Raw genomic sequence first — 23,640 nt, 5'->3', positions numbered from 1 at the left:
GCGGCGCCTCACCAGAAGCGCGCGTAGGCGAGGGCGTGCTCGGCGTCGAGGAAGAGCGAGCCGGTGTACGCGCCGAGGTCGGCCATGTCGAGCGCGGCGGCCATCGACCACTCGGCGCCCGCCGGCACGTAGGCGAGCAGCGCCGAGCCGATCGCGTTCTCACCGGCCGGGCCGTCGGCGGTCACGGGCGTGGCGGGCAGCCACGTGTGATCCCAGAGGAGTGTCTGCACGCTCGGCGCGTCCAGCTCGAAGAGGGCGCGGTAGACCAGCGCCTCGGGCGGGCGCCCCGACGAGCAGTCGCCGAGACGGTCGAGGGCCCAGTGCACACCGATGTAGTCGCCGATGCCGCCTATGTCATCGGCGGTGAAGCGGTGGTCGCTGTGGACCTCGGCCTCCTCGGCGGCGAGGTCCTCGGAGCAGGCCAGCGTCATCCGCCACACGATCGCGAAGGGCATGGCCGCCGCCATGACCACGGCGACGGCGAGGGCTAAGACGTGCCACCCGCCCCGGGTGAGCCTCAATCCAGGACCCGTCGGCCTTCGAACGCGCGGCCGAGGGTGATCTCGTCGGCGTACTCCAGGTCCCCGCCGACCGGCAGGCCGCTGGCCAGGCGGGAAACGGTGATGCCCATCGGCTTGACGAGCAGCGCCAGGTACGTCGCGGTCGCCTCGCCCTCGGTGTTGGGGTCGGTGGCGAGGATGAGTTCCTTGGTCTCGCCCGCCTGGAGGCGCGTCATCAGTTCGCGGATGCGCAGGTTGTCCGGGCCGATGCCTTCAAGCGGATTGATCGCACCGCCGAGTACGTGGTAGCGGCCGCGGAACTCGCCGGTGCGCTCGACGGCGATGACGTCCTTGGACTCCTCGACGACGCAGATGTTCTCGTCGGTGCGGCGTCCGTCGCGGCAGATGCGGCAGCGGTCCTCTTCGGACACGTTGAAGCAGATCTCGCAGACGCGGACGAGCTGCTTGACGCGCTTGAGCGCGTCGGCGAGCTTGTCGATGTCGTGGGTGTCGGCCGAGAGGATGTGGAACGCGATGCGCTGCGCGCCTTTCGGCCCGATGCCGGGGAGGCGGCCGAGTTCCTCGATGAGGTCGGCGAGTGCGCCTTCGTACACGTCGTCCGCCTAGAAGCCGGGCAGGCCGAGGCTGTCGCCGAGACCTCCGAGGCCCTGAGTGAGCGCGCCGAGCTTCTTCTCGGCGAGCTTGCGCGCCTCGGTGCCGGCGGCGTGGATGGCGGCGACGACGAGGTCTTCGAGGGTCTCGATGTCGTCGGCGTCGACCACCGACGGGTCGATCTTGACCGACACGAGGGTGTTGTCGCCGGTGACGACGGCCTTGACCAGGCCGCCCCCGGCGCTGCCCTCGACCTTCGCCGAGGCGAGTTCGGCCTGCGCCTCCGCGTACTGCTGCTGCATCTGCTGGGCCTGCTGGAGCAGCCCTTGCATGTCGGGCATCATGATGCCGTTTCCCTCCGCCGTCCCCATGTCCGTCTCACGCGGTTGACGTGCCCACGTTCGTGCCCGCCCCGCCCCCGCAGCTTAGCCCGTGGCCCTGACGTGTCCGCTGACACCGACCCGCACGCACGGCGGCTCCCGCGCTCGGGGCGGAGCACGACTGCGGCGTGGCCGCTGTCTGACGCAGGAGCCCGACGCATCCGACCGTCGCCCGACCGTCGCCCGGCCACCGACAGGCCGCAGCCAGGCCGCAGCCAGGCACAGGGCGGTCCCCGGACACAGGTGCCCTGTCTCCCGCCAGCACTGCGGCCAAAACCCGCACGCGAGCGCGCCCAGCGCTCGAACCCGAGCGCGGCCGGGGCCCGCCGACCGCTCACACACGCGCGGCGGATGCCGGGCGCAGGCGCCCCTCTCCTGCCGGCGCTGCGGCCACCGGAGCAAGACACCGGCTCCCTGACGCAGCCCGTCCGCACCCAATGCCGCGGCCACCGACCCCGCAGTCACTGCGGCTTCCACGCTCGGGCCGATCTGCTTCCGGCGTTGGAGGCACCGGCCCTCGCATGGCAGCGCCCGCCTCAGGACCGAGCGCAGCCGGCCCGCCCGCTCGCGCGCACGGCGGTTGACGTCTCACAGGACGCCCTAGAGTCGGTTGGCCGCCCGCCCGCTCGCGCGCACGGCGGTTCCACCCGCTGCCAGCGAGGGCCTTCGGCTTCGGCCACCCGCTCGCGCACGGCGGTTCCCGCGCAGGCCCGTCCGCTTCCCGCGTTGGGCACCCTCACCCGCGCACGCGGTTCCTGGGCGTGGGTGAGGGTTGCCGGGCTCGGCGTCCCCCACCCGCGCGATGGCGATTCACGGCACGTCCCGGCAAGGCCGGGCTCGTCGCGTCCCTCACCCACGCACGGGCGATTCCTCGGGCCGTCGGAACCACCCCAGGCGCGCAGACTCCCGCCCGCGCACACGAGTCGTCCCGCCCTCGGGCCGAGCGCGGCCGCGACCGACCGCTCACACCCACAGGCTCCTCGTCATTCCCCCCTCGTCCCGAACCACCTCCTCATCGCCGCCCGCAGTCCTTCCGCGTCGCCGTCGGCGCCCATGCCCACCCACGCCACGTGCCCGTCGGGCCGGATCAGCACCGCCAGCGGTGCCTCCACCTCACCCGTCGGCGGCAGTGCCCATCTCTGTTCCGGGCAGGTCGCCGCCACCAGGTCGACCTCGCTTCTCTCCGCCGCCAAAGCCGCCAGGTCGAGCCCCGCGGCCAGGTCGAGCCCCGCAGCCGTGTCTGGCTCTGCTGCCGGGTCGCGCCCCACGCCGAGGTCGAGCAGCACCCATCTCCCCGTCCGCAGCAACTCGTGGACCCGCGAGGCCCCGCCGGTCCTATCGGTCCCACCAGTTCTCTGCGTCCTCTCGGCACCATCGGCCCCGGCAAGCTCGATCTCCACGTCCGGCACCCGCAGCCCCAGCAGCGGGTGGTCTCCGCCTCCGCCCATCTCGTAGCGCACGTCGAGGGCCGTGATCATCCCCGCGAGCCGCGCGTTCGCCTCCTCGATCCCGAGCAACCCCGCGAAGGTCTCCCGCAGGGCGGTCATGTGCTCTCCGGGCGCGCCCAGGACCGTCTGCGCTCTCGTGTTGTGCAGCACGCGCTCGCCCACCGGGTGCCGCTCGGAGTGGTAGGTGTCGAGCAGCTCCTCCGCGCCGCCCCGCACCACCGCCGCGAGTTTCCACCCGAGGTTCACCGCGTCCTGCACACCCGTGTTGAGCCCCTGCCCGCCCGCCGGGAAGTGGATGTGCGCGGCGTCGCCGGCCAGCAGCACCCGCCCGCGCCGGTACTCGCTCGCCTGCCGGGCGGCGTCACTGAAGCGCGAGACCCAGCGCGGCGAGTGCATCCCGAAGTCGGTGCCGGCGATTTTGACCATGGCCTTGCGGACGTCTTCGAGGCCGACCTCGGCGTCGCGGTCGATGACGTGGTCGTACTCGTTGGTCATGACCCGGTACCAGCCCGGCTCGAAGTCCATCACCGAGAAGGACCCGTGCTCGCGGCGCTCCTGGAAGACCCGCCCGGCGGGCGGCTCGGCGAGTTCGACGTCGGCGAGCAGCGCGGTCATGCTCGCCGGGGTCCCGGGGAACTCGAAGCCGGCGAGTCTGCGCACGGCGCTGCGGCCGCCGTCGCAGCCGACGAGGTAGTCCCCGTGGACGACGCTTTCCTCCCCTGCCGCGGATCTGACGCGGACCTCGACCCCGGTGTCGCCTTGTTCGACGCCGACGACTTCGGCGTCGCGCATGACGCGCACGCCGAGCCCGGAGGTCCAGTCGCCGAGATGTCGTTCGATGCGGCTCTGCAGGATCATGCCCAGGTAGGGGTGGCGCGTCGGCATGGTGCTGACGTCGAGCCAGAGGGCGGAGAAGTGCGCGACGTTCATCCGCTTGATCTCGGGGAGCATCGCGTCGAGGAGTCCCCGCTGGTCGAAGATCTCCATGGTCCGGGCGTGGATTCCGCCCGCCCGCGACTCCTGCATGCCCGAGGCGAGGCGTTCGAGCACGAGGACGTCGACGCCGGCGAGCCGCAGCTCCCCGGCGAGCATCAGTCCGCTCGGCCCGCCGCCCGCGATGATCACTTCTGCCCGGATCATGATGATCTCCTTAACGTTGTTAGTCGAACGCTGTTAAGGATTACTCGAACTGTGTTAAGTTGTCAAGGAGGAATTTGGAGGGGTCATGAAAATCGACGCGAACCTGATCGCCCGCACTTCACTCGGCCTGCTCAACGACGTCGGGCTGGAAGGGCTCACCATGCGCGCGGTGGCCAAGGAGCTCGACATCAAGGCCCCCGCGCTGTACTGGCACGTGAAAGGCAAGCAGGAGCTGCTCGACGAGATGGCCGAGGTCATGTTCGTCGAGACGGTCGACGGCCTGGAGTCCCCCGCGAGAGGCGAGACCTGGGAGGACTGGCTGCTGGACACCACACGCCGGCTGCGCCGAGGCATGCTCCGCTACCGGGACGGCGCGCGCGTCTTCGCGGGCACCAACATCTCGCACCCGGCCATGTTCCGCACGACCGAGTTGACGCTGCGGACCCTGACCGACGCGGGGTTCTCCCCGCCCGAAGCGGCACGGGGTTTCCCGGTCCTCTTCCACTACACCGTCGGTTTCACCATCGAGGAACAGGCGCGCTTGGGCCACACCTACGCCGAGGAAAACCCCTACGCCAGAGGCATGCCGTCGTCGAACCTCGACGCCTCGCGCTACCCCCTGTCGGCGGCGACACTCGGGGAGATGTGGCGCGACAATCCGGACGAGACCTTCGACGACGGCGCCCGCACGATCATCGCCGGGCTGCGCTCACGCCTGTGAGCGCGCCCGGATCCGCCCCCGGGCCGAGCTGGAACGTGCGCCGGTACTCCGCCGGCGACACGCCTATCTGAAGGGAGAAGTGCCGCCGCAGATTGGCCGCCGTACCGAGGCCGCACATCCGCGCGACCGCGTCGACGGACAGCTTCGACGACTCCAGCAGCGACTGCGCGTAGGCGAGCCGCTGGTGCAGCAACCACTGGAGCGGCGTCGTGCCCGCCGACTCGTGCAGCCTCCGGAAGAAGGTGCGCGGGCTCATGTTCGCACGCTTGGCGAGGTCGTCGACGGTCAGCGGCCGGTCCAGGTTCGCGCTGGCCCAGTCGAGGACCGAGCCGAGCCCATCGTCGTCGGCGACGGGCATGGACAGCTCGATGAACTGCGCCTGCCCGCCCGCGCGATGCGGCGGGATCACCATCCGGCGAGCGAGCCGGTTGGCGATCCGCGCGCCGAGGTCGCGGCGGACCACGTGCAGACACAGGTCGAGCCCGGCCGTCATCCCCGCCCCGGTGAGGACGTCGCCCTCGTCGACGTAGAGCACGGAGTCGTCGATGACGACTTCGGGATGCCGCTGCCGCAGCTTGGCCGTGTGCTCCCAGTGGACGGTCGCCCGCCGCCCGTCGAGGATGCCCGCCGCGGCCAATGCGAAAGCCCCGTCGCACAACCCGACCATCCGCGCGCCTCGGGCATGCGCGGCCCGCAACGCCTCCACCAGCTCGGGCGCCACGTCGACCACACCGGTCACGCACGCCTGCGGCACCGACGGCACGATCACCGTGTCGGCGGCGACCAGGTCGTCGAGCCCGTGAGCGGGCGTCAGCGCGAAACCGTGGCCGAACTCGCGCTCGCGCGGCGAGGCGGCACAGAACTTCAGGTCGTACCAGGGGTCGGCCAGATCGGGCTGCGGCGAGCCGAAGATCGAGGCGACGATGCCGTACTCGTAGAGGTCCCAGGGCAGCAGATCGTCGTCCCCGAGGATGGCCATGGCGACGGTTCCCAAAGTCATGATCGAAGTGTGGCAGGAATTTTGCGCAAGCGGTCATTCCTGCCGCTGTTCGATCCTCTCCCGACGGCCGAAGCTTGGCTCATGACCGCTACCAGCACCTCCGCCACCGTCCTCGGCCTCGGCCGCATGGGTTCGGCCATCGCCGGCCTCTTCCTCGAAGGCGGCCGCACCGTCACCGTCTGGAACCGCAGCGACGGGAAGGCCGCCGAGCTCGTCACGGCAGGGGCCGTCGAGGCGAGCAGCGTCGCCGAAGCCGTCGCCGCCAGTCCCTTCGTGCTGACGATGCTGTTCGACGCCGAGGCGGTGCTGGCCACCCTCAAGCAGGCCGGACCGGCCTTGAAGGACAAGACGGTGCTGAACCTGTCCACCGGCCGCCCCGACGAAGCCCGCGCCATTGGCGCCTACGTCGAGGAACAGGGTGGCCGCTACCTCGACGGCGGCGTCTTCGGCGTCCCCCAGACGATCGGCACGAAGGAGTCGCTGACCATCTACAGCGGCTCCCCCGACGCCAAGGCGCAACACGCCGACCTCATCGCCCTGCTCGGCAGCACCAAGTACCTGGGCGCCGACCACGGTCTGGGCTCGCTGAACGACATGGCCGTCCTGGGCGGCATGTACGGCCTGTTCGCGGGCTTCTTCCAGGCCGTGGCGATGGTCGCCACCGAAGGCGCCACCGCCGGCGAGTTCACCAAGGAGCTGCTGCTCCCCTGGCTCCGCGAGACCGTCGAGCTGCTGCCGGCCCTCGCTGAAGAGATCGACGCCGGCGACTTCCCGGTCAGCTTCTCCGACCTCGACGTCAACCAGGCCGGCCTCGACAACATCCTCAAGACGAGCAGGGACCAGGGCGCCTCAACGGAGTTGCTGGAGCCCCTCGCCCGACTGTTCGCCGCCCAAGCCGAGAAGGGCCACGGCAAGAGCGGGTTCACTCGGGTGATCGAGGAACTGCGCTGACCCGAGCCCCGCCCGGCGCCCCACAGTGGGGCGCCGGGCGAGGCTGTCGGTGGTCGGAAGCAGAGGGCGCGGGCGTCACCAGGAGTTTCGAGCGCTCGGGCGCTTCCGGCGGAGGCTGTCGAGTACTTGGTCGAGCTTGTCGATCTGCGCCGTCCATCCGACCTTCGCGCGCAGCACGCCGAGTAGTTCCCGGCAGGGCCACACCGCGCCGCAGCAGCCGCAGCGAAGAACGAGGGCGAGGATCGGGAATCCCGCGAAGCGCACGATCCGCAGGCGTCGACGCCCGGGACGGTGATCGTCGACAATGGACTGTCGGCGTTCTTGTCGTTGCAATGCGAGTGCGAGGTGGAACTCGACAGGCGAGGCGGTGCCCGCTTGGGGCTTGTGCCGCCAGGGACGCGGGCCGGCGAGGGCGGAAACGGTCACGGCGCTCCCTCCCCGTCGGGATCAGGTTCGGGTTCGGTGTCGGCGGTGGCATCGGTGATGAGTCGTTGTTGTGCGGTTTCGAGGGCGTGGAGTCGTTCGAGCCAGTGGGTGTACATGGGGCAGGGGCCGGGGGTGTCGCAGGGATAGCAGTAGCCCGACCAGGGGTCGTGGAGGTGGGAGCGGAATTGGCGGTAGGCGTAGGCCATTTCGGCGGTGATCTGGGTTCGGATGTGGTGGTTGAGATGCGCGATCACGACGCGTCCTCCTCGCCCCAGCCGAGGTCGGCGAGCTTCCGGCGGAACCGCGAGTACCGGTATCGGTGCGGGAAGATCACCGCGACACTGCCGAGAAAGACGACCAGCGCGAGGAAGCAGGCGAGCAGCGTCCACGCCGCGACGGTCGGGAGCGGTGGGTCGGCGAGCACGATGGAATGGACCCACGCGGTGGGCGAAAGCCAGGCGAGGGCGTCGATGTAGACGACGCCGACGAGTTCGATGCCGAGAACGTAGGCGATTCCGACGGTGACGGCCTTGTGCGAGGTCGCGGCGAGGGCGATGCCGAGAACCGTGTAGACGAGCGTTGCCAAGAGAGTCGATGCGGCAACAGTCCACAGAAGATGGTCGACCCAACCCACTGCGATTGCCGTGGAAGTGAAGGCGGGAAGGGCGGCGAAGGCGAGTGTCAGTTTGCCGACGGGGACGAGCGGGACGGTGATGGGGAAGTTGTGGGTCCACCACTTGACGTCGCGCCAGATCTCGACGCGGCCGGCGGCGAGTTGGCGGGTGTCGTTCCAGGAGGCCCAGAAGGAGAGGAGGGGAATGTAGAGCGTGGAGGTCAGGAGAGTGGTGGGGGCGGGGTTTTCGGCGGTGGCGAGCGCGAACGCGATGAGGGCTGCCGAGGGGATGAGGTAGTGCGAGTCGAGGTCGCGCTGGCGGTGCATGGAGCGGCGGCGGTAGAGGGTCGTGGAGGTGATCATGCCCGCCTCCCGGGGGAGGCGTGGTCGGCGTGGTACACAGGGTATTGGTCGGGAACCCGCATTGCGGGCACCTCCGATCGTTCTGGACCGGGGCGGGACAGGTTTCTCAGGCCAAGCGGCCCGCCCCGGTCGTTTATCGAGGACGCGACATCGGTCGTGACCTCAAGAGATAACTCTAGGTCACTGATGCCACACAGGCATCATGACACGTGATCCGAATTGGGGCAAGTACTGATTGGGATAACATTGGGACATGGCCAAGAACCAGACTCTCTCCCTGCGTTCCCAATGGCTCGGTGAGCGTCTCCGAGCGGCACGAGTGCGATCGGGCTACAACCAGCAGCAGGCAGGCGAGTACCTCCGGCTGGAACTCTCGGCCATCAGCCGCTTCGAACGTGGCACGCAGCCGATCCGGCCCTCATACATCCGCGACCTGATCAGCTTCTACGGCATCGACAACGCCCGGGAACGTGATGCTCTCCTGCGCCTGTCAGAGGACTCGTGGAGAAAGGACTGGTGGGACGGCGATACGGACGGCCTGGAGACGGGCTTCATCGACTACACCTGGCTGGAGTCCCGTGCGACCCAGATCCGCGAGTTCAGTCCGATGATCGTCCCCGGCCTGCTCCAAACCGAGGACTACATCAAGGCCATCATGATGCACAGTCCCGGAGACCCCACCGCCGAGGAAGTGAAGCGCCTGGTCGAACTTCGGCTGACGCGCCAACGCATCCTCGAATCCGCGGAACCCACATCCCTCTCGGCGGTCATCGGCGAGGCAGCATTGCGGCGGGCGATCGGCGGCCCCGAGGTCCGCATTGGACAGTTGCGGCACCTCACGGCGCTACCCCCGCACATCAAGGTGCGGATTCTGCCGGACTCCGCGGGCTGGAGTCCTGACTGCAAGGGACCGTTCACGCACTTCGAGATGCCAGATCCCTACCCCGAGGTGGCGTACATCGAGAGCCTCGTGGATCGGACCTTCTTCGAGGAACCGTCCCGGGTTTCGGCGTTCCGCGCCGCGTACGCTGACGTTGCTCGGATCGCGTACAGCCCCGAGAAGTCCAGGGACTACATCCGTTCGCTCACCGAGGAGCTGACATGACTCCGCTCGCTTGGCGCAAAAGCTCCCGCAGCAACAGCGGGACAGGACAGTGCGTCGAGGTCGCCGCCTCGGGCCCGGAAGTCGCCGTCCGCGACAGCAAGGACAAGGCCGGCCCCGCCCTCACCTGCGACCGTGCGACTTGGGCCGGTTTCGTCTCGGGTCTCCGCTAGACGCCGAGGTCCCTGACCATTTCGGCGTGATCGGCGTCCGCTTTTGCCAAGTACTCGTCCAACTTCAGAAGCACGGCCGGGTCCTGCACGGCGATCTTCGTGATGATCAGAAACTGCGCCCGGACCTGCTCCTCCATCGAGAACTCGTCGAAGAAGCGTTCCTCACCGTTGATGGCACGCAGGAAGCCTTCGACTGCCCGGGGGTTGATCGGGTTCGGGTTGTTCCGGTAGTCGTACTCCATCTCTCGCACGAAGACCCGTATGTCCTCGACACCGAAGCTGCCGCCGAAGCGCTTGTCGAGCATCACCGACAGGAACGCCCCGAGGAAAAGGTGAAAGTCCGCCTGATCATCCGCGTGGATGGCGACCCGGATCGCATCGGCCCTGTCGTGCTCCGCGTGCAGGTACGCCCGAACGAACTCCTTGTACTCAGGCTTGGCCATGCTTCTCCTTCTTCTTACGTCGAAGTTGAGTAACGGCGTGGAACGTCATCACTACCACCACGCCGGCCTGGGTAACAGCGCCGACGGGATCGAACGCGGGAGCATGATCGGGGACGGCGGGATCCGGACCTGAGGGATGAACCACGCCAGGGTACGTCGAACCCGGCGGCGGTGGCTCGATCTCACGGTCCGTACGCTGGCTCGTCTTCGCCCAGGTTTCGACCTGCTTACGCATGTCCCCGGTGTTGCGCACCATCGCACGGGCGATCCGGCGCTTCCGGCTCATCTCGGAGTCACCGTCGTCGCTCCCGGCCAGCTCCTTCTCTAGGTCGCCGCTCTTCGGTTTGGGCGCCACCACCCGGTGCGGCCTGTCACCCAACGCCCCCTGCGATCCGTAGGCGCCGATTTGGTCCAAATAGGACTCGAATTCGTCAAGTCCCTTGTCGCGCCGCAGGATCGCCGCGTCAAGGGCTGCGACCACCTTGTCCAGCCGCTTAAGCGACGACTCGACGCTCTCGTTCGCACCGCCCGCGACGATTTCCCGCAACTCCGCCTGCGCCTCGGCATACCTGTCTCGGGCAGCCTGGAGTAGCCCGAACCCGTCACCCAGGGCCTCCAGCCCGGCCGACACCAGCCGCTGAAACTCCTCGAACGCCCCCATCCCCGCCACTCTAACCACAGTGGTCGAGCACCCAAATCCTCAACGTCAACACCACCGGTACACATTGGACAACTCCCGTGCCGGTTTATCCCCACTCCCCGTCACATCCCCGGCGGATGACCACCGGTCGCCGCCTCGGCTTCACGTCAACGCCGGACTCCTTCGGGGAACCGAGGTCGTCGAGGTGACGGCGCGCTCGAACCTGTCGGGCGAGGAGATGTGCTCGCCGTATCGCTCGCAACCCTCGCGGCCGGGAGGCTGCTCCTGGCGTGATCACACCCGAGTCGCATACCCCAGGTATGTGACCACCGGGGAGCCCTTCGGGTCGAGCACGAAGTCGACCAGCGGCGGGATCTCCGCGTCGGTGATCCGCCCCTTCCGGCGAGCCAGCACGGCCTTCAGCAGGTTGCGCGGGTCGCTCGGCTTGAAGCCGCAGACATCCCGGTTCCGCAGTCCGTTGCGTTCCATCGCCGCCGACAGTTCCGCCGGAGGCCGCAGCCGCGACGCCGAGTACCGCCCAGGCGGCATGATCCGGGTCGTCGGGATCCCCTGGAACGCGCCGAGGTACACCAGTCGCGAAGGGAGGGTGCGGTTGACGGTGTCGTACACCAGCACCCCGCCCGGGGCGAGCAGCCGTGCGGCATGGGCCAGCACCTGGTCAAGGCGCGAGGTGATCTCGAAGGTGTCGGCGTAGTAGATCAACGTGAACGCGCCGTCGGGCAGTCCCGGGTCCTCGGCGGGGGCGGTCACATAGGTCGCGGCGCTTGCCGGGTCGGCGGTGCGAGCCAGTGCGGTCGCCGACGGCGAGGGGTCGACGCCGGTCACGGCGAAGCCCCGCTCCGCCAAGCCCGTCGCGATCAACCCCCGGCCGCTGCCGACGACGAGCGCGGGACCCCCGTCGACGCCGACCTTCGCGAGGACTTCCGACAGGTAGCGCATGCGCACGTCGTGGAAGGCCAGGGCACGGATGTGGCGACCGTCGATGGCTTCGGCCGAGTCGAGTTCGATCCGCGGGGCGCTCATGGCCCCAAGCTACCAGGACAAGTTCCCTAAAGGAACCTGAGTAGGATCGAAACATGACCCGGACCCCGCTCGTCGACGTAGCCTGCTCCATCGCACGCGCCACCGACCTCTTCGGCGACGCGTGGACGGCACTGATCATGCGCGACGTGCTCGCCGGCGTCACCCGCTTCGACGACCTGGCTCGCGACCTCGGCATCTCGCGAAAGACCCTCGCGGCGAAGCTCGCGCGACTCCTCGACGAAGACGTCCTCACGCGCGAGACATACCAACAGCGCCCGGCCCGCGAGCACTACGTCGCCACGGAGAAGGGCAAGGAGCTCTACCCGGTACTGCTCGCGCTGATGAACTGGGGCGACCGCTGGTACGCGGGCGAAGCGGGTCCCCCGGCGCGCGTCCACCACCTCGACTGCCGCAGCGACACGGTGCCGGTGACCACCTGCGGGAACTGCGGCGAGGCGCTCACGTCGGACAACACGACCCAGCTGCCCGGGCCGGGCGGGCGGATCGGGCCGGGCACGCAGGTGCTGGGGCCGCTGATCGCGTCGCGGGCGGGAGCGCGCTCAGACGAGTGACAGCTCCCGGGCCTCCGCGACCAGGTCGAGCGCGAGCTGTTCGAGTGCGGCGGCGGGATCGGCGGCGTCGGCGAGCTTCTCTTCCCCGACCTCGATGAATATCGACGCCACGAAGACCTCGTCACGGAGCAGGAGGTTCACGTACCGCGTGCCATCCTCGACGCCGTCGTGGATCACCGCTTCATCCCAGATGGCGGGGTCGATCTCCAGCTTCCGCCACTGTGTTCCCTCGGCCTGCTGGCGGTAGTCGTCCTCGGCCGTCCCTCCAGCCTTATGGAGCGCGATCGCCAGGCCGACCACATCGCGCTCTGCCGAGGCCGCGTCTCCGTCGTACTGGCGATCGCACTCGAGAACACTGGCCTGAGCGCCGATCTGGTAGAAGTCGCGAGGAAGGCCGTCGAGGGGCGCAAGCTGCTCGAAGCCAGCCCAGTCCAGCTGGGAGCACAGGCCGTGCAAGAAGTGATAGCCCTGGTGTTGGCCGTACCCCGGGTCCGCCCATGTCTCGGACGGTCCGGGCGAGCTAGGGGCAGACGGGGTCGGCGAGGCGGTGCTGTCCTGGCCGGGCTTCGGCGTGCATCCGATAGCGGTGGTCACCAGAAGAGCCAGGCAGAGCACGGCCTTGACGACCGGCCGTCCCCTGGTGGCGGCGGGCGCCTCAGCCGTCACGATCCTGACTCCCGTCGCCGAGTGAAGACGTCGGTGAATATCGCCTGGTTGAGTCGCTGCTTGCGGCGCCGGCGTTCGCGCTGATCGGCACCGTCGGCGAGGAACGGCCGCGCGAAGACCTGTGCCGTCCGCACCGCGCGCGCCATGCAGACGACCAGCACGCCCACCACGACCGCGGCCATGGCCGACAACGCGAGGACGAGCGCACCACTCGGCCTGACCGGGGAGGAGACCGCGACGCCGACAACATATGTGGCAATGAGAACGAGCGCGCCGCCGGCAGCGAAGCCGTAGAAGAACCGGTGGTATCGCAGGACCTTCAGGTAAGCCTCCGACTCGCGAATCGCCTCAAGGTCGCGCCACGCGGGAGTCGTGTTCACGAAGGCCTCCACGGCGCGGTCAGTTCGCTCGAACTCGCCGCACCGGGATCGAACTTCAGCTCACCGATCCCGGAAACGTCGAGCGCGATGAGGTCGTCCAGCGCGCCCATGCCCATCACCGCTGCCTTGACGCGGTTGGTCTCCGCCGCCCATCCGGTGAAGATCGAGTACCCCGCTCCCACCGCACCCACCAGTCCGCCGATCACGGCACCGGGGACGGCACCGACTCCTGCGAACAGAGCGCCGACGCCCGCTCCGGTGACCCCGCCTCCGACCAGCCCCGTTCCGATCGCCATGAAGTCGTCGCCCATGGTCCGGGCCGCCTTCAAATCCTCGCGGATATATCGGGCGCACTCGACCTGAGCCGCCTCGCAGGCGCCGACGACGCCGCTGATGTAGTCCGAGCCGATGGTGAGCGCCACGTGTTCACCGATTCGGGAGACGAGGCTCAGATTCTCCGCAGCCGACGCATCACCGTGCACGTAGCGCGCCAGGGCCTGCCACCGCCCCTCGAAAGCCGAAGCCCCGTCCCCACGCCACTGCGCGATGAGCGCCTGGAATTCGCCGTGCTCGGCCGTGATCGGCCCATAGAAGTCCTTGGCCCCGTCGAGCGCCGTCATCTGAGCGCGCATGGCCTCGGTGTCGATGGAGGCGAGAGAGGCGATCAAGACGCTCGGCAGGGGGAGGCTCTCCGGCGCACCGAGATATGTGCACGCGATGTCATCGGCGAAGACGATGTCGTCGACATAGTTCTCGGCGGTGGTGCGCAAGTCGGCTCCGGTGTTCATGCCACCTCATCAGGCATGATGGTAGTTTCCGAGCTCGGCGGCCGATTCCCGGTCTTCCTCGTCGTATTCCCGAGCGACCTTTTCGAGCGCCTGTACGTAATAGAGCAACTCACGGGCCACCGAGCTCGCTTCGTTCCGGCGCCACTCCAAGGCACCGTTCCACGCGGCCATCAGCTCCCGCGACCATGGAGCCTCCTCCCCGCCGAACGAGGCCAAGCCCAGCTCCGTTCTGGTGATGATGTCCGCAATGGCCTGCACGCCCTGCGTCCTCGCGCCATCGCTGACACCTCGCGTTCGTTCGCAGAACTCGGCGAACCAGCGAAGCCTGTCCAGATCTGCCTTCACCCGGATCCACCCCGTTCGATCGTCAACGAGCGGCTGACCAGCCGATACTGCGCCTGCACCATCGCGGTCAATGCCTGGTTGTACGCGTCGGTGATCAGCGAGGCGAGTTCGTCTTCGGTGAGCCGGGCGAGAGCGCCCGGCCGGATGGCCAGATCCCGCAGGCGCAGGTCTCCGCCCACCTCCACGCGTACGGTTCCGCATGGGGAAGTCACGCTCACTCGACCTTCGGTGGCCTTCAGCGTCGCGTTCGCCAGCCTTTTCTGGAAGCCGGCGAGGGCCGACTCGACTTGGTCGTGATACTCACGGAGTGTTCTGGCCATGTCAGCGCTCGTTTCCGCGCACGAATCCAGCGGCGACCCGGGCCACGTCCTCGGCCTTGCGAATGGTTTCCACGAGGGTCAAAGCGAGGCTTTGTTCGTCGTGCCGGCGGAAGGCATGGTTTCGGAACTCGACGCGAGTGAGCGAACCTGTCGCCGTCATGTGCACCTTGACCGTGCCGTCTTCGGCATCGGTCTTGAAGAGGATCGCCGACATCTTTTCCACCGCGGTACCGAGGGGAGTTTCGGCCTCTAGGCCGAATGCGCGCAGCTCGGCGAATAAATCCAGGGCGTCGTCACGGACGTCGTCTGATCGATCGTCTGCCATTGCCTTCCCTCCCGACACGCACCATAGCCTCCGAACGCAAGGCGCCCGATGAATCGGAGCGATGAACCGCACCCGGCCTACTGGTTGATGCTCTCCGCGCCGAACTCGCTGCGCAGCAGGCGCTCGGCGCGTTCGGCGGCGGTGCCGATCGGGGTGCTGTCGCTGCCGGCGACGCTGCGGCGGAACTCGTCGGGGTCCCCGCCGAGGTCGTCCGGCGGAGGTTCCTCTGGCCAGGGCGGCTCGTCGGCGGCGCTGGGCCTGGCCGACGGGGTCTCGCGCCGGCTCGGGGTGGGGGGTGCGGTCGGTGCCTGCCGGGTGGGCTGGGGGGCGGGCGCCGCGGGTGGGGGTATGGGCGCGGCCGCCGGGGGCGGGGACGCGGGCCGGCGGGGGGCGGCCTGCGGGCCGGCGTCACCGACTTCGCAGCGGACCTTCCACTTGCCGCCCATGACCTCGGTGAGGGCCTCGACGAAGATGTCGAGGGACTGGCCGTTGCCCATGGCCGTGGCGTGGAAGGCGTGCTTGAAGACGAGGACGATGGTGTCGCCGTCGACGTCGCGGACGGTCGCCTCCATCAGGTACGCGCCGACGGTGCGCTTGCGGCGCTTGACGGCGTCCTTGATGGCGTCCCACGAGCGGCGCACGGCCGCGGCGTCGGGCCTGCCCGTGGCGGGCGGCGCCGACGGGGTGGGGGGCTCGGGCGGCGTCGGCGGTTGCGCGGGGGCGGTGGCCGACGGCTGCGACACAGGGGCGGCCGAGGTGGGCGGGGCCGCCGGCGGGTAGGCGGGCGGTTGCGCCGGGGAGGTGGGGGGCGTCGGAGGGCTCACGCCGACGCGGGGAGGGCCGCTCGGCACGCCTGTGTCCACAGAGTTATCCACAACCGGCCGGTTATCCACAGGGTCTGTGGACGGGGCTTGGCCCTCAGGTGCCTGGCCAGGTTGCATTGAGTGCGGACGGTGGGCCCCCTGGGAGGGTGAGCCCTGGGTGGACGGCGTGTCGGAGGGAGAAGCTGTGGAAGCTGAAGTAGCGGCGGGCGGGGTCGGCTGCGAGGCCGTCACCTGCGGCTCGGGGCGCGGCGCGGGGCTCGGCGGCTCGACCGTGATGGGCTTTCCCTTCGCTGCCTGCGCGGCAGCGAATGCGGCGTCCTTCGCCGACAGACCCGGCGAACCGGCGCTCGCGGCGGGCCCGGCCGAAACCGCGCCGCCCCCAGCGCCTCCGCCGGAGACCACGAGACCGTCGGCGACGCGTCGTTCGAGCTGGTCGATGCGTTGCAGCAGCCCGGCCGCCGAGTCGTCGACCGCGGGCAGGATCGCCTTGGCGCACACGAGTTCGAGAATCAGCCGTCCGGCGGTCGTGCCGCGCATGAGCAGCAGACCGTCGTGCACGATCTCGGCCATCCGCGACAGCGACGCCGGGCCCAGGCGCAGCGCCTGCCCCGTCATGCGTTCGAGCTGGTCGGCGGGCACGTCGATGAGACCGCTGCCGGCGGCGTCGGGGACCTGGTTGAGCACGATCAGGTCGCGAAGACGCTCCAGCAGGTCGGCGGCGAAGCGTCGCGGATCATGTCCGGCCTCGACGACGCGGTCGATGACCTGCATGACCCCGGCCCCGTCGACGGCGGCGAGCGCGTCGCACATCTCGTCGATCAGGTTGACGTCGGTGACGCCGAGCAGGCCGATGGCGCGCTGGTAGGTGACGCCTTCGGGTCCGGCGCCGGCGATGAGCTGGTCGAGGACCGAGAGCGTGTCGCGGGCCGAGCCGCCGCCCGCGCGCACGACCAGCGGGTACACGGCCTGTTCGACCTGGACGCCTTCGCGCGTGGCGAGCTCTTCGAGGTAGCCGCGCAGGGTCGCCGGGGGGATGAGACGGAAGGGGTAGTGGTGTGTGCGGGACTTGATGGTCGGGAGGACCTTGTCGGGCTCGGTCGTCGCGAACACGAACATGACGTACGAGGGGGGTTCTTCGACGAGCTTGAGGAGCGCGTTGAACCCGGCCGACGAGACCATGTGCGCCTCGTCGATGACGTAGACCTTGTACTTCGACTGGACGGGCGCGAAGACGGCGCGTTCGCGCAGCTCGCGGGCGTCGTCGACGCCTCCGTGGGAGGCGGCGTCGATCTCGATGACGTCGACGGAACCGTTGCCGTCGGGGCCGAGGGCGACGCAGGAGTCGCACACGCCGCACGGGTCGGGAGTGGGGCCCTGGGCGCAGTTGACCGAGCGGGCGAGGATGCGGGCCGAAGTCGTCTTTCCGCAGCCGCGAGGGCCGGAGAAGAGGTAGGCGTGGTTCAGGCGGTCGTTGCGCAGCGCCTGCATCAGGGGCTCGGTGACGTGCTCCTGGCCGATGAGTTCCCCGAAGGACTGCGGCCGGTATTTGCGGTAGAGCGCCAGGGCCACGTGGGTCTCCTTCGACGACTTCGAAACGAAGGGCCCCTCGCGCACCCGACAGAGCTTGCTTATCCTTGCTGCCTTCCGGCCCTGGGGAGGTTCACAAGATGACGCCGCACGAGGGGCTTCGCCAGCGTACCGCACGCGGTGGGCGGTCTTGAAGCGCGTCGCGGGAGTCGCGGGTGTGGGCTGGGTCATGGCCGGGTCGCAGGGGGTGTAACTGCCTTCGAGGCGGGCGCGGTGCTCATGTATCCTCCTCCACGGAGGATTCGCCTAGAGGCCTATGGCGCTCGCTTGGAAAGCGGGTTGGGTTCACGCCCTCACGAGTTCGAATCTCGTATCCTCCGCCGGCGATAAGGCGCCTGCCCTGCGGTAACGCGGAGCAGGCGCCTTCGTTGTACGTGCGCTTGGCCGAACGTTCGGTCCATCCGTTTTGGCTTCTTGACCCACGTTTTAGCTGCTCAGACCACCTGGCTTCGCTCTTTGGGAAGACCCGACGGAAGGCGTGTGAGCGCCGGGAACCCTAAGGTGGCCGGATGCGCAGCTTCTTCATGGTCGGCGGCGAATGCTGGTCGGGCAACACGCGTTTCGAGCACATCGGGCTCCACGGAGACCGCCGCGAGACGGAGGCGGCCGTCGCCGAGCTCATCCGCTCGGGCGGCTTCGACCTGGCGCCCGGCTGCGGCCAGACTCTCGTCCTGCGGGTCTACGTCTCCGGCGACATGGTCGCCGAGCACGACCTGTTCCCGCGCCTCCGTCTGCACATCCCCGACTTCGCCGAACTGAGCTTCGACGCCGAGCACTCACCGGTGAACGTCGTGCCGGCCCCCGACGGTGACGCCGAGGACGTCCACGACGCTGAACTGCTGCTGGACCTGGCCGCCGAGGCGTTGACCGAACGCGCCGCCGACGTCGGCGTCGGTCTCGACTGGCCATGGCCCGGCACCCTGCTGCCGCCGGTCCTGGCCCACGGTGACAGCGCGGAGGTGGACGGGCGGCGGCTGCCGTACGGGGTGACCGAGACGTTTGGCTGACGCCGCGGGTCCCGACGCCACCGACGCACCGGCCGCGTGACCGAACGAGAACGGCGGCCGGCCCGAAAGCCGACCGCCGTCACTTCAGCGCAGGTCAGTGGTCGTTGACGACCGTGTGCGTGACCTCTCCGATGGGGTTCGAGCCGGACTTGTAGAGGTACATCCGGAACTTGATCGAGGTCTCCGGCAGGTTGTGGAAGGCGATGCCGTCGTCGGCGTTGGCGGTCTGCACGTCACCGGCGCCCGAGGCCTGGAGCGAGTACAGGAACTGACCGGTGCCGGCCATGTAGACGAACAGGCGCGCGCCCCACCCGTCGGCGTCGAAGTCGGTGAACCAGATGTAGTCGCCGTGCTCCCGGAAGCACAGGCGTCCGCCCTGGTCGACCGAGCCGACCGAGTCCGACTCGTCGGTGTACCAGATGTGGTCGCAGTCGGCGGCCTGTGCGGGGGACGCCGCGACGAGGGTTCCGGCGGTGGCGACGACGACCACCGCGAGGGCGGTGAGCAGCTTCTTGACGAACATGAAGTGGACCTCTCAAGGGGGGATGGATCCGGACCGGCGGGGAACGGACAAATGCGGAGGGAGCAGTCCGGCCGGTCGATGCATGATCTTGCCAGACGAAACCGCCGCTGTCTCCATTCCGGATCACCGGCCGGGGAACGGGTCCGGCACAGGTTGCTCCACATAGGACGGATTGCTAGGGTCCCGGCAGGCATAACCCGCAACTCGGCCAGAACAGCAGGAACCTGTGCGTTCCCGACGAGAAGGAGCGCTGCATGGGGCCCCGGTACCCGGTCGATCCCACCCCAATCGCGACTCAGGGGGCGCCCCGCCCGCCGCGCGTCTGGATCGCCTTCCTCACCACGGCCGCGGTCCTGGTGACCCTCCTCGTCACCGTCGCGGTCTGGCACCCCTGGGCCGCCACCGCCACGTTCACCGACGGCCCCGCGAGCGAACTCGGCGGCGCTCCCGCCGTGCGGCTCGCCTACACCTACCTCGACGCCACCGGCCTGGAGACCAACGGCTCCTTCACCGTGACGTCCGACGGGTACGCCACCGGGACCGTCACCGACCCCGGCCAGGGAACGGCGACCTTCATGGCCACCCCCGACGGGTCTGCCGTCTACGGCGACGCCGACTGGTGGCTGCGGCGCGCGCCCGCCCAGGTCGCCGAGCTGCGCGACCGCTGGGTGCGCCCGGACGCCGGCGTGGCGTTCCCCTTCGAGCCGGCCGCGGCGCTGAAGCCGTCGTCGATCGCCGCTCTGGTGTCCGCGGTCGCCGCCGGCGGCGAAGCGGCCGAGGACGACGACGCCCCTGTTCTCACCATCACGTCGGGCGCGTGGACGCTCCTGCTGAGCGAGACGACACCGCGGCACGTCGTCTCCCTGTCAGGCCCCATCGAGTCCGGCCGCATCACACCGGCGACCGGCGGCGCGGCGCCCATCGTCCCCCTCGGGCTCGCCGACGGCCCCGGCGCCACCTACCGCGACGTCGACACCGACGGCAGCGGCCACATCGTCATGTCCCCCGAACCCGAGGACAAGGGGCCCGCCGACACGACGCGGTCCGACGCGTCGGCCACCATGTCGGGCCGGGGCCCGGCGCCCTCGGCGGCCCCCGCCCCCGACAGCGCGTCCGGCCCACCGCCTGCCCAGGCGGACCTGCCGCCGCAGCGCCCGGCCTTCGAGGTCACCTACGACCTCGGCTCGGGCCCGTGCATCACGAGGACGTGCAGCTGGTCGGTGGTCGTCGCCAACAACGGCGCCGTCGCGGGCCGCGTGTTCGTGACCCTCGTGGAGCGGCCGGGCTCCACCCACGGCCCCTTCGACCTCGGCGTCATCGAACCCGGCGCGTCGGCGCCCTCGCCGACCGTGAGCCACCCCAACCAGGCGATCGGCACCGGAGGCTCGGTGCGGATCTCCATGGAGGCCGAGCTCTTCAGCCCCGACGTCGACGCCGACCAGAAGAAACTGAACAACGTCTACAAGAAGGGCGTGCCGGGCGCCAACGTGTGGGAGGTCCTCGCCCGAGTGGGCGAGCACACCGCCGACGTGCTCGACATCATGAACGCCATGCTCGACGCCGGAGCGCAGCCCGCGAAGGTGCCCGAGGCGCTCGACAACGCCATCGACTGGGGAATGCTGCCGCACCTCGTCGCCCTCCAGAACGCCGGTTCCCGGGCCCAGGTGTGGCAGGCGCTCGCCGCTAAGCTCAGCGCGGGCGCCAACGAGGACCAGCTGCGCGGTTACCTGCGCGAACTCCACCACGCGATCGACGAACTGAACGTGGCCCCCGACCGCACGGTCACGCTCGATACGCCCGTGCGGGAGGACGGGCGGCTGAAGGTGACCGACGTGGTGAGCGCACCGGGCGGGAGCGGCGGCGAGAAGCGGTGCTACCAGGTGAAGTCGGTGACCAATCAGGCGATCATCCAGCACCTGGACAAGGCGGTCGACCAGTTGAACGGGGAGAGCGTCACCGGCGGCTCGGACCCGACCCACGAGGAGGCCCTCAACGGCTGCACCGCCTTGGTGCGCATGTTCGTCGAGGCCTCCTCGCCGTACTGGAACCGCGACCAGGAAGGGCTGGTGGACTTCCTGCAGAAGCGCCGCGGCGACATCAGGATGTGCTCGACGCCGGACGCACGCTTCGACGGGCTGGTCATCACGACGGGGAAAGGGACGTTCACGCTGACCCGGGACGACATCTGCGGCTGACCGGCCAACTTCACCCCGCACTGTTCCCTCGCGCCCTTGATCGCCCGTAGAATGCGGTGCGAGGGGAGTATTTCCTCGGGTCCGACCGGTCAGTACGGCCACCCATGTGGCCTCGGCGGGCCGTCCCTGCGGGGGCGAAAGAGACCTCGAACGACAACGTTCGTGGAGGTCTCGTGCCCTTTTCCGCGTCAGCCGACGCTGCCTTGACGCAGTCGATCGGCTCCCCATGGCTCTGGGCGGCGAGCGTCGCCGTGCTGATCGCCCTCCTGGTCGTCGACTTCATCGTCACCCGCAAGCCGCACGAAGTGTCGATGCGCGAGGCCACCGGCTGGTCGATCTTCTACCTGACGCTGCCGCTGCTGTTCGGCCTCGCGCTGTGGCCCGCCTTCAGCGGCGGGGTGTCGATGGAGTTCCTGACCGGCTTCGTCGTCGAGAAGTCCCTGTCGGTCGACAACCTGTTCGTGTTCATGCTGATCATGGGCGCCTTCGCGGTGCCGGCGAAGCTCCAGCAGCGGGTGCTGCTGTTCGGCATCGTCGGCGCGCTGGCGCTGCGGGCGGTGTTCATCGCGCTCGGCGCGGCGATGCTGGAGGCGGGAACCTGGGCGTTCCTCGTCTTCGGCGGCATCCTGCTCGTCACGGCCGTGAAGATCCTCCGCGACGCCGTCGGCGGATCTGAGCGGGAACGCGACATGAGCGACATGCGGTCGGTCAGGCTCCTGCGACGGGTGCTCCCCGTCACCGACGACTACCGCGGGACGCGCATGTTCGCGCGCGAGAACGGCCGCCGGGCGCTCACGCCGCTGGCCGTGGTGGTCTTCGCCGTGTTCGCCACCGACATCGTGTTCGCCGTCGACTCGGTCCCGGCCGTCTACGGCATCACCGCCGATCCGTACCTGGTGTTCATGACCAACGCGTTCGCGCTGCTCGGACTGCGCGCGCTGTACTTCCTGCTGGACTCGGCGCTGACGAAACTGCGCCACCTCAACCACGGCCTGGCGATCATCCTCGCCTTCATCGGCGTGAAGCTCGTGCTGCACTGGGCGCACACCGTGTGGCCGGCGGTGCCGGACATCCCGACGCCGATCTCGCTGGGCGTGATCGTCCTGGTGCTGGCGACGGTCACGGTGACGAGCCTGCGGTCCAACTCGCGCGAGGAGAAGCGCGAGCAGGAGCGTGAGCGCGTCGCGGGCGGGAGCCCACCATGATGCGAATGCTGCTCGAAGCGCTGGTCTGGGTGCTCGCCGTCGTCGGTCTCGCGATCACCTGCATCTCGCTTCTTCCTCCGCCGCGACGGTGACGGTGACGGCCTCTGCGCGTCCGCTCAGGGCGCGCAGAGGCCGACGTCGCGCGGATGTGCCCGGCATCGGTGCCGGAATGCCGCGTGAAATCCCTGGAAATCAGGGCGAAAGCCACTAACTTCAGCCCATGCGTCGCCGAAAGCTGCTCGCCGGTCTGGCCCTCACACCAATCGCCGCGGTTCACGCCGCCCCCACCCCTGCGGGTGCCGTCGAGGCCCTCGCCGGCGACCTGACCCGCCGCGACCTCGCCGAGGGTGGCGCGTCCATCGCCGGCGCCGGGCGGGAGGCGGTTCGGTGGGCGTTGAGCCTCGGCGGCGGTGACCGGCGGCTCGACCACGCCGTCGCCGTCCTCGCCGACCGGGTCGCCTCGGCCCTCGGGGACGCCGGGCTTGCTGATCCGCGGGAACAGCACCGGCTGCTCGACGCGGCGGAGCGCGTGGCGGTCGCTCCTGAGCTGCGGGCGCACATCCGGCTGGATCGCGCATCCGTGCTCGACGCGTGCGGCGACCACGCCGGTGCGGCACGACATGCGGAAGACGCCCTCACGGGGCGATTGCCGGCCGTACAGGCGGCGAACCTGCGCGCGGGCGCCTCGCGCTACCGCGAACGCGCCGGGGACACCGATGCGGCCGTGGCGCATGTCGAGGCGGCGGAGCGGTTGTGGGCGGCGGCGGATCCGGGCGACGTGCCGGCGTGGGCGGTGCCGGTGCTCGGCGACGCGGGGCATGTTCCCGGCGTGATCGGGAGGGCGTGGCTGGTGCTGGGGCGGTATCGGCGGGCGGAGGAGTGGCTCGGCGAGGCGGCGGGCGCGTTCGGGGCGGGGCGGGTGCGGGGAAGGGCGGCGTGCCTGGCGCGGCGGGCGCACGCGCGGCTGGCGCTGGGGAACTTGGGCGGGTGCGACGAGGACCTGGGGGAGGCGGGCGTGCTGGCGGCGGGGCTCGGGTCGGCGGGGGTGGCCGAGGCGCTGGGGAGGGTGCGGCGGTTGCGGGGGGTGCGGCGGTAGGTGCCGGCTGCGGCGCGCACGCGGGCGATCCGGGCTCGCGTTCGCCGTGTTCTGCGGCCCCGATGCGACTCGCTCTCAGCCCCACGCGGGCGATCCGGCTCACTCTCAGCCCTGGGGCCTCCCGGCCTCCTCCCTACGTCCGACGGTAGAGGACCTTCACGCACAGGTGGCGAACGCGAGCGCCGTTCGCTGTGGATAACCACCCGCCTGTGGATAACCGACAATCTGCGGGCAACCACCCGGCCAACCCT

General features: G+C 69.6%; 27 protein-coding genes, 1 tRNA gene, 1 other RNA gene and 1 pseudogene. 10 read left to right on the top strand and 20 right to left on the bottom strand.

The window, feature by feature from the left end; all coding sequences use genetic code 11:
• Positions 1–8 precede the first annotated feature (8 nt).
• The 4 genes from AB0I28_RS04595 to AB0I28_RS04580 all read right to left on the bottom strand — a co-directional run bounded on the left by AB0I28_RS04595 (position 9) and on the right by AB0I28_RS04580 (position 4,080).
• A complete protein-coding gene (locus AB0I28_RS04595) occupies positions 9–521 on the bottom strand; it encodes a hypothetical protein (protein ID WP_357489412.1) in 513 nt (170 codons plus the stop codon).
• Entirely contained in the window at positions 518–1,114 is a 597-nt protein-coding gene (gene recR, locus AB0I28_RS04590) for a recombination mediator RecR (RefSeq protein ID WP_357489410.1), read from the bottom strand. The genes AB0I28_RS04595 and recR overlap by 4 nt, the downstream gene beginning before the upstream one ends.
• Before the next feature lie 9 nt (positions 1,115–1,123).
• Positions 1,124–1,444, bottom strand: coding sequence for a YbaB/EbfC family nucleoid-associated protein (locus AB0I28_RS04585; protein ID WP_357490818.1), 321 nt, complete (start codon positions 1,442–1,444; stop codon positions 1,124–1,126).
• Positions 1,445–2,475: 1,031 nt separating this feature from the next.
• Entirely contained in the window at positions 2,476–4,080 is a 1,605-nt protein-coding gene (locus tag AB0I28_RS04580; protein WP_357489408.1) for an FAD-dependent monooxygenase, read from the bottom strand.
• An 85-nt stretch (positions 4,081–4,165) separates the two neighbouring features.
• Between AB0I28_RS04580 and AB0I28_RS04575 the strand changes: the two genes are divergently transcribed.
• The gene (locus tag AB0I28_RS04575; RefSeq protein WP_357489406.1) at positions 4,166–4,801 is read left to right on the top strand and encodes a TetR/AcrR family transcriptional regulator C-terminal domain-containing protein; all 636 of its coding nucleotides are present in this window, start codon (positions 4,166–4,168) and stop codon (positions 4,799–4,801) included.
• Here AB0I28_RS04575 and AB0I28_RS04570 read toward each other — a convergent pair.
• A complete protein-coding gene (locus tag AB0I28_RS04570) occupies positions 4,773–5,801 on the bottom strand; it encodes a helix-turn-helix domain-containing protein (protein ID WP_357489404.1) in 1,029 nt (342 codons plus the stop codon). The two genes, AB0I28_RS04575 and AB0I28_RS04570, sit on opposite strands and share 29 nt — an antisense overlap.
• Before the next feature lie 81 nt (positions 5,802–5,882).
• Between AB0I28_RS04570 and AB0I28_RS04565 the strand changes: the two genes are divergently transcribed.
• Positions 5,883–6,752 (top strand): NAD(P)-binding domain-containing protein, encoded by an 870-nt coding sequence (locus AB0I28_RS04565; RefSeq protein ID WP_357489402.1) that lies wholly within the window; start codon positions 5,883–5,885, stop codon positions 6,750–6,752.
• A gap of 75 nt (positions 6,753–6,827) precedes the next feature.
• On the opposite strand, the gene AB0I28_RS04560 is transcribed toward AB0I28_RS04565, so the two are convergent.
• From AB0I28_RS04560 to AB0I28_RS04550, 3 genes are read right to left on the bottom strand one after another with little or no spacing between them, the layout of a single operon-like run.
• Positions 6,828–7,178 (bottom strand): hypothetical protein, encoded by a 351-nt coding sequence (locus tag AB0I28_RS04560; protein ID WP_357489400.1) that lies wholly within the window; start codon positions 7,176–7,178, stop codon positions 6,828–6,830.
• Complete coding sequence (locus AB0I28_RS04555) at positions 7,175–7,432, bottom strand: hypothetical protein (RefSeq protein ID WP_357489398.1); 258 nt, start codon at positions 7,430–7,432, stop codon at positions 7,175–7,177. Before AB0I28_RS04555 ends, AB0I28_RS04560 begins: the two co-directional genes overlap by 4 nt.
• Positions 7,429–8,154 (bottom strand): hypothetical protein, encoded by a 726-nt coding sequence (locus AB0I28_RS04550; protein ID WP_357489396.1) that lies wholly within the window; start codon positions 8,152–8,154, stop codon positions 7,429–7,431. The genes AB0I28_RS04555 and AB0I28_RS04550 overlap by 4 nt, the downstream gene beginning before the upstream one ends.
• Before the next feature lie 253 nt (positions 8,155–8,407).
• Between AB0I28_RS04550 and AB0I28_RS04545 the strand changes: the two genes are divergently transcribed.
• Both AB0I28_RS04545 and AB0I28_RS04540 read left to right on the top strand, forming a co-directional pair.
• Positions 8,408–9,259: a helix-turn-helix transcriptional regulator gene (locus tag AB0I28_RS04545; protein ID WP_357489394.1), complete on the top strand. Its 852-nt coding sequence runs from the start codon at positions 8,408–8,410 to the stop codon at positions 9,257–9,259.
• Entirely contained in the window at positions 9,256–9,429 is a 174-nt protein-coding gene (locus AB0I28_RS04540) for a DUF397 domain-containing protein (protein WP_357489392.1), read from the top strand. Before AB0I28_RS04545 ends, AB0I28_RS04540 begins: the two co-directional genes overlap by 4 nt.
• Here the strand turns inward: AB0I28_RS04540 and AB0I28_RS04535 are convergent.
• The 3 genes from AB0I28_RS04535 to AB0I28_RS04525 form a co-directional block, all read right to left on the bottom strand.
• Positions 9,426–9,872: a hypothetical protein gene (locus tag AB0I28_RS04535; RefSeq protein ID WP_357489390.1), complete on the bottom strand. Its 447-nt coding sequence runs from the start codon at positions 9,870–9,872 to the stop codon at positions 9,426–9,428. The two genes, AB0I28_RS04540 and AB0I28_RS04535, sit on opposite strands and share 4 nt — an antisense overlap.
• Complete coding sequence (locus AB0I28_RS04530; RefSeq protein ID WP_357489388.1) at positions 9,859–10,533, bottom strand: hypothetical protein; 675 nt, start codon at positions 10,531–10,533, stop codon at positions 9,859–9,861. Before AB0I28_RS04530 ends, AB0I28_RS04535 begins: the two co-directional genes overlap by 14 nt.
• 273 nt (positions 10,534–10,806) lie before the next feature.
• Positions 10,807–11,556, bottom strand: coding sequence for a class I SAM-dependent methyltransferase (locus AB0I28_RS04525; protein WP_357489386.1), 750 nt, complete (start codon positions 11,554–11,556; stop codon positions 10,807–10,809).
• A 53-nt stretch (positions 11,557–11,609) separates the two neighbouring features.
• Between AB0I28_RS04525 and AB0I28_RS04520 the strand changes: the two genes are divergently transcribed.
• Positions 11,610–12,128, top strand: coding sequence for a helix-turn-helix domain-containing protein (locus AB0I28_RS04520; RefSeq protein ID WP_357489384.1), 519 nt, complete (start codon positions 11,610–11,612; stop codon positions 12,126–12,128).
• Here the strand turns inward: AB0I28_RS04520 and AB0I28_RS04515 are convergent.
• The 8 genes and pseudogenes from AB0I28_RS04515 to ffs all read right to left on the bottom strand — a co-directional run bounded on the left by AB0I28_RS04515 (position 12,117) and on the right by ffs (position 17,465).
• The gene (locus AB0I28_RS04515) at positions 12,117–12,794 is read right to left on the bottom strand and encodes a hypothetical protein (protein WP_357489382.1); all 678 of its coding nucleotides are present in this window, start codon (positions 12,792–12,794) and stop codon (positions 12,117–12,119) included. The two genes, AB0I28_RS04520 and AB0I28_RS04515, sit on opposite strands and share 12 nt — an antisense overlap.
• Positions 12,791–13,174: a hypothetical protein gene (locus AB0I28_RS04510; RefSeq protein WP_357489380.1), complete on the bottom strand. Its 384-nt coding sequence runs from the start codon at positions 13,172–13,174 to the stop codon at positions 12,791–12,793. Before AB0I28_RS04510 ends, AB0I28_RS04515 begins: the two co-directional genes overlap by 4 nt.
• Positions 13,171–13,962 carry a hypothetical protein gene (locus tag AB0I28_RS04505; RefSeq protein WP_357489378.1) on the bottom strand — a complete coding sequence of 264 codons (792 nt, stop codon included), beginning with the start codon at positions 13,960–13,962 and terminating at the stop codon, positions 13,171–13,173. Before AB0I28_RS04505 ends, AB0I28_RS04510 begins: the two co-directional genes overlap by 4 nt.
• 9 nt (positions 13,963–13,971) lie before the next feature.
• Positions 13,972–14,307 carry a hypothetical protein gene (locus AB0I28_RS04500; protein WP_357489376.1) on the bottom strand — a complete coding sequence of 112 codons (336 nt, stop codon included), beginning with the start codon at positions 14,305–14,307 and terminating at the stop codon, positions 13,972–13,974.
• Positions 14,304–14,627 (bottom strand): YbaB/EbfC family nucleoid-associated protein, encoded by a 324-nt coding sequence (locus AB0I28_RS04495; RefSeq protein ID WP_357489374.1) that lies wholly within the window; start codon positions 14,625–14,627, stop codon positions 14,304–14,306. Before AB0I28_RS04495 ends, AB0I28_RS04500 begins: the two co-directional genes overlap by 4 nt.
• 1 nt (position 14,628) lies before the next feature.
• Entirely contained in the window at positions 14,629–14,952 is a 324-nt protein-coding gene (locus AB0I28_RS04490) for a YbaB/EbfC family nucleoid-associated protein (RefSeq protein ID WP_357489372.1), read from the bottom strand.
• Between the two features lie 356 nt (positions 14,953–15,308).
• A pseudogene (locus tag AB0I28_RS04485) lies at positions 15,309–17,345 on the bottom strand (DNA polymerase III subunit gamma and tau); the annotation flags it as partial.
• 26 nt (positions 17,346–17,371) lie between these two features.
• An RNA gene (gene ffs / locus AB0I28_RS04480) (signal recognition particle sRNA small type) lies at positions 17,372–17,465 on the bottom strand.
• A 133-nt stretch (positions 17,466–17,598) separates the two neighbouring features.
• Between ffs and AB0I28_RS04475 the strand changes: the two genes are divergently transcribed.
• Both AB0I28_RS04475 and AB0I28_RS04470 read left to right on the top strand, forming a co-directional pair.
• Positions 17,599–17,683 (top strand) — tRNA-Ser (locus AB0I28_RS04475).
• Between the two features lie 189 nt (positions 17,684–17,872).
• Entirely contained in the window at positions 17,873–18,370 is a 498-nt protein-coding gene (locus AB0I28_RS04470) for a hypothetical protein (RefSeq protein WP_357489370.1), read from the top strand.
• 94 nt (positions 18,371–18,464) lie between these two features.
• Here AB0I28_RS04470 and AB0I28_RS04465 read toward each other — a convergent pair whose 3' ends face one another.
• Entirely contained in the window at positions 18,465–18,893 is a 429-nt protein-coding gene (locus AB0I28_RS04465; RefSeq protein ID WP_357489368.1) for a hypothetical protein, read from the bottom strand.
• Positions 18,894–19,147: 254 nt separating this feature from the next.
• On the opposite strand from AB0I28_RS04465, the gene AB0I28_RS04460 reads away from it, so the two are divergent.
• The 3 genes from AB0I28_RS04460 to AB0I28_RS04450 all read left to right on the top strand — a co-directional run bounded on the left by AB0I28_RS04460 (position 19,148) and on the right by AB0I28_RS04450 (position 23,389).
• Entirely contained in the window at positions 19,148–21,088 is a 1,941-nt protein-coding gene (locus AB0I28_RS04460; RefSeq protein WP_357489366.1) for a hypothetical protein, read from the top strand.
• A gap of 173 nt (positions 21,089–21,261) precedes the next feature.
• Positions 21,262–22,293 carry a TerC family protein gene (locus AB0I28_RS04455; protein WP_357489364.1) on the top strand — a complete coding sequence of 344 codons (1,032 nt, stop codon included), beginning with the start codon at positions 21,262–21,264 and terminating at the stop codon, positions 22,291–22,293.
• Positions 22,294–22,513: 220 nt separating this feature from the next.
• Positions 22,514–23,389 (top strand): hypothetical protein, encoded by an 876-nt coding sequence (locus AB0I28_RS04450; protein WP_357489362.1) that lies wholly within the window; start codon positions 22,514–22,516, stop codon positions 23,387–23,389.
• Positions 23,390–23,640 lie beyond the last annotated feature (251 nt).

This window comes from Phytomonospora sp. NPDC050363 (assembly GCF_040655735.1).
Lineage (GTDB): Bacteria > Actinomycetota > Actinomycetes > Mycobacteriales > Micromonosporaceae > Phytomonospora.
The sequence above is the reverse complement of the archived record's forward strand: the minus strand, read 5'-3'. Positions and strand labels throughout refer to the sequence as shown.

What these genes read in the sequence shown, in the direction of transcription:
- AB0I28_RS04585 (WP_357490818.1), bottom strand. Translation starts at nt 1,444, where the DNA reads ATGCAAGGGCTGCTCCAGCAGGCCCAGCAGATGCAGCAGCAGTACGCG.
- AB0I28_RS04580 (WP_357489408.1), bottom strand. Translation starts at nt 4,080, where the DNA reads ATGATCCGGGCAGAAGTGATCATCGCGGGCGGCGGGCCGAGCGGACTG.
- AB0I28_RS04575 (WP_357489406.1), top strand. Translation starts at nt 4,166, where the DNA reads ATGAAAATCGACGCGAACCTGATCGCCCGCACTTCACTCGGCCTGCTC.
- AB0I28_RS04570 (WP_357489404.1), bottom strand. Translation starts at nt 5,801, where the DNA reads ATGACTTTGGGAACCGTCGCCATGGCCATCCTCGGGGACGACGATCTG.
- AB0I28_RS04565 (WP_357489402.1), top strand. Translation starts at nt 5,883, where the DNA reads ATGACCGCTACCAGCACCTCCGCCACCGTCCTCGGCCTCGGCCGCATG.
- AB0I28_RS04550 (WP_357489396.1), bottom strand. Translation starts at nt 8,154, where the DNA reads ATGATCACCTCCACGACCCTCTACCGCCGCCGCTCCATGCACCGCCAG.
- AB0I28_RS04545 (WP_357489394.1), top strand. Translation starts at nt 8,408, where the DNA reads ATGGCCAAGAACCAGACTCTCTCCCTGCGTTCCCAATGGCTCGGTGAG.
- AB0I28_RS04540 (WP_357489392.1), top strand. Translation starts at nt 9,256, where the DNA reads ATGACTCCGCTCGCTTGGCGCAAAAGCTCCCGCAGCAACAGCGGGACA.
- AB0I28_RS04535 (WP_357489390.1), bottom strand. Translation starts at nt 9,872, where the DNA reads ATGGCCAAGCCTGAGTACAAGGAGTTCGTTCGGGCGTACCTGCACGCG.
- AB0I28_RS04530 (WP_357489388.1), bottom strand. Translation starts at nt 10,533, where the DNA reads ATGGGGGCGTTCGAGGAGTTTCAGCGGCTGGTGTCGGCCGGGCTGGAG.
- AB0I28_RS04525 (WP_357489386.1), bottom strand. Translation starts at nt 11,556, where the DNA reads ATGAGCGCCCCGCGGATCGAACTCGACTCGGCCGAAGCCATCGACGGT.
- AB0I28_RS04520 (WP_357489384.1), top strand. Translation starts at nt 11,610, where the DNA reads ATGACCCGGACCCCGCTCGTCGACGTAGCCTGCTCCATCGCACGCGCC.
- AB0I28_RS04505 (WP_357489378.1), bottom strand. Translation starts at nt 13,962, where the DNA reads ATGAACACCGGAGCCGACTTGCGCACCACCGCCGAGAACTATGTCGAC.
- AB0I28_RS04495 (WP_357489374.1), bottom strand. Translation starts at nt 14,627, where the DNA reads ATGGCCAGAACACTCCGTGAGTATCACGACCAAGTCGAGTCGGCCCTC.
- AB0I28_RS04490 (WP_357489372.1), bottom strand. Translation starts at nt 14,952, where the DNA reads ATGGCAGACGATCGATCAGACGACGTCCGTGACGACGCCCTGGATTTA.
- AB0I28_RS04470 (WP_357489370.1), top strand. Translation starts at nt 17,873, where the DNA reads ATGCGCAGCTTCTTCATGGTCGGCGGCGAATGCTGGTCGGGCAACACG.
- AB0I28_RS04465 (WP_357489368.1), bottom strand. Translation starts at nt 18,893, where the DNA reads ATGTTCGTCAAGAAGCTGCTCACCGCCCTCGCGGTGGTCGTCGTCGCC.
- AB0I28_RS04460 (WP_357489366.1), top strand. Translation starts at nt 19,148, where the DNA reads ATGGGGCCCCGGTACCCGGTCGATCCCACCCCAATCGCGACTCAGGGG.
- AB0I28_RS04450 (WP_357489362.1), top strand. Translation starts at nt 22,514, where the DNA reads ATGCGTCGCCGAAAGCTGCTCGCCGGTCTGGCCCTCACACCAATCGCC.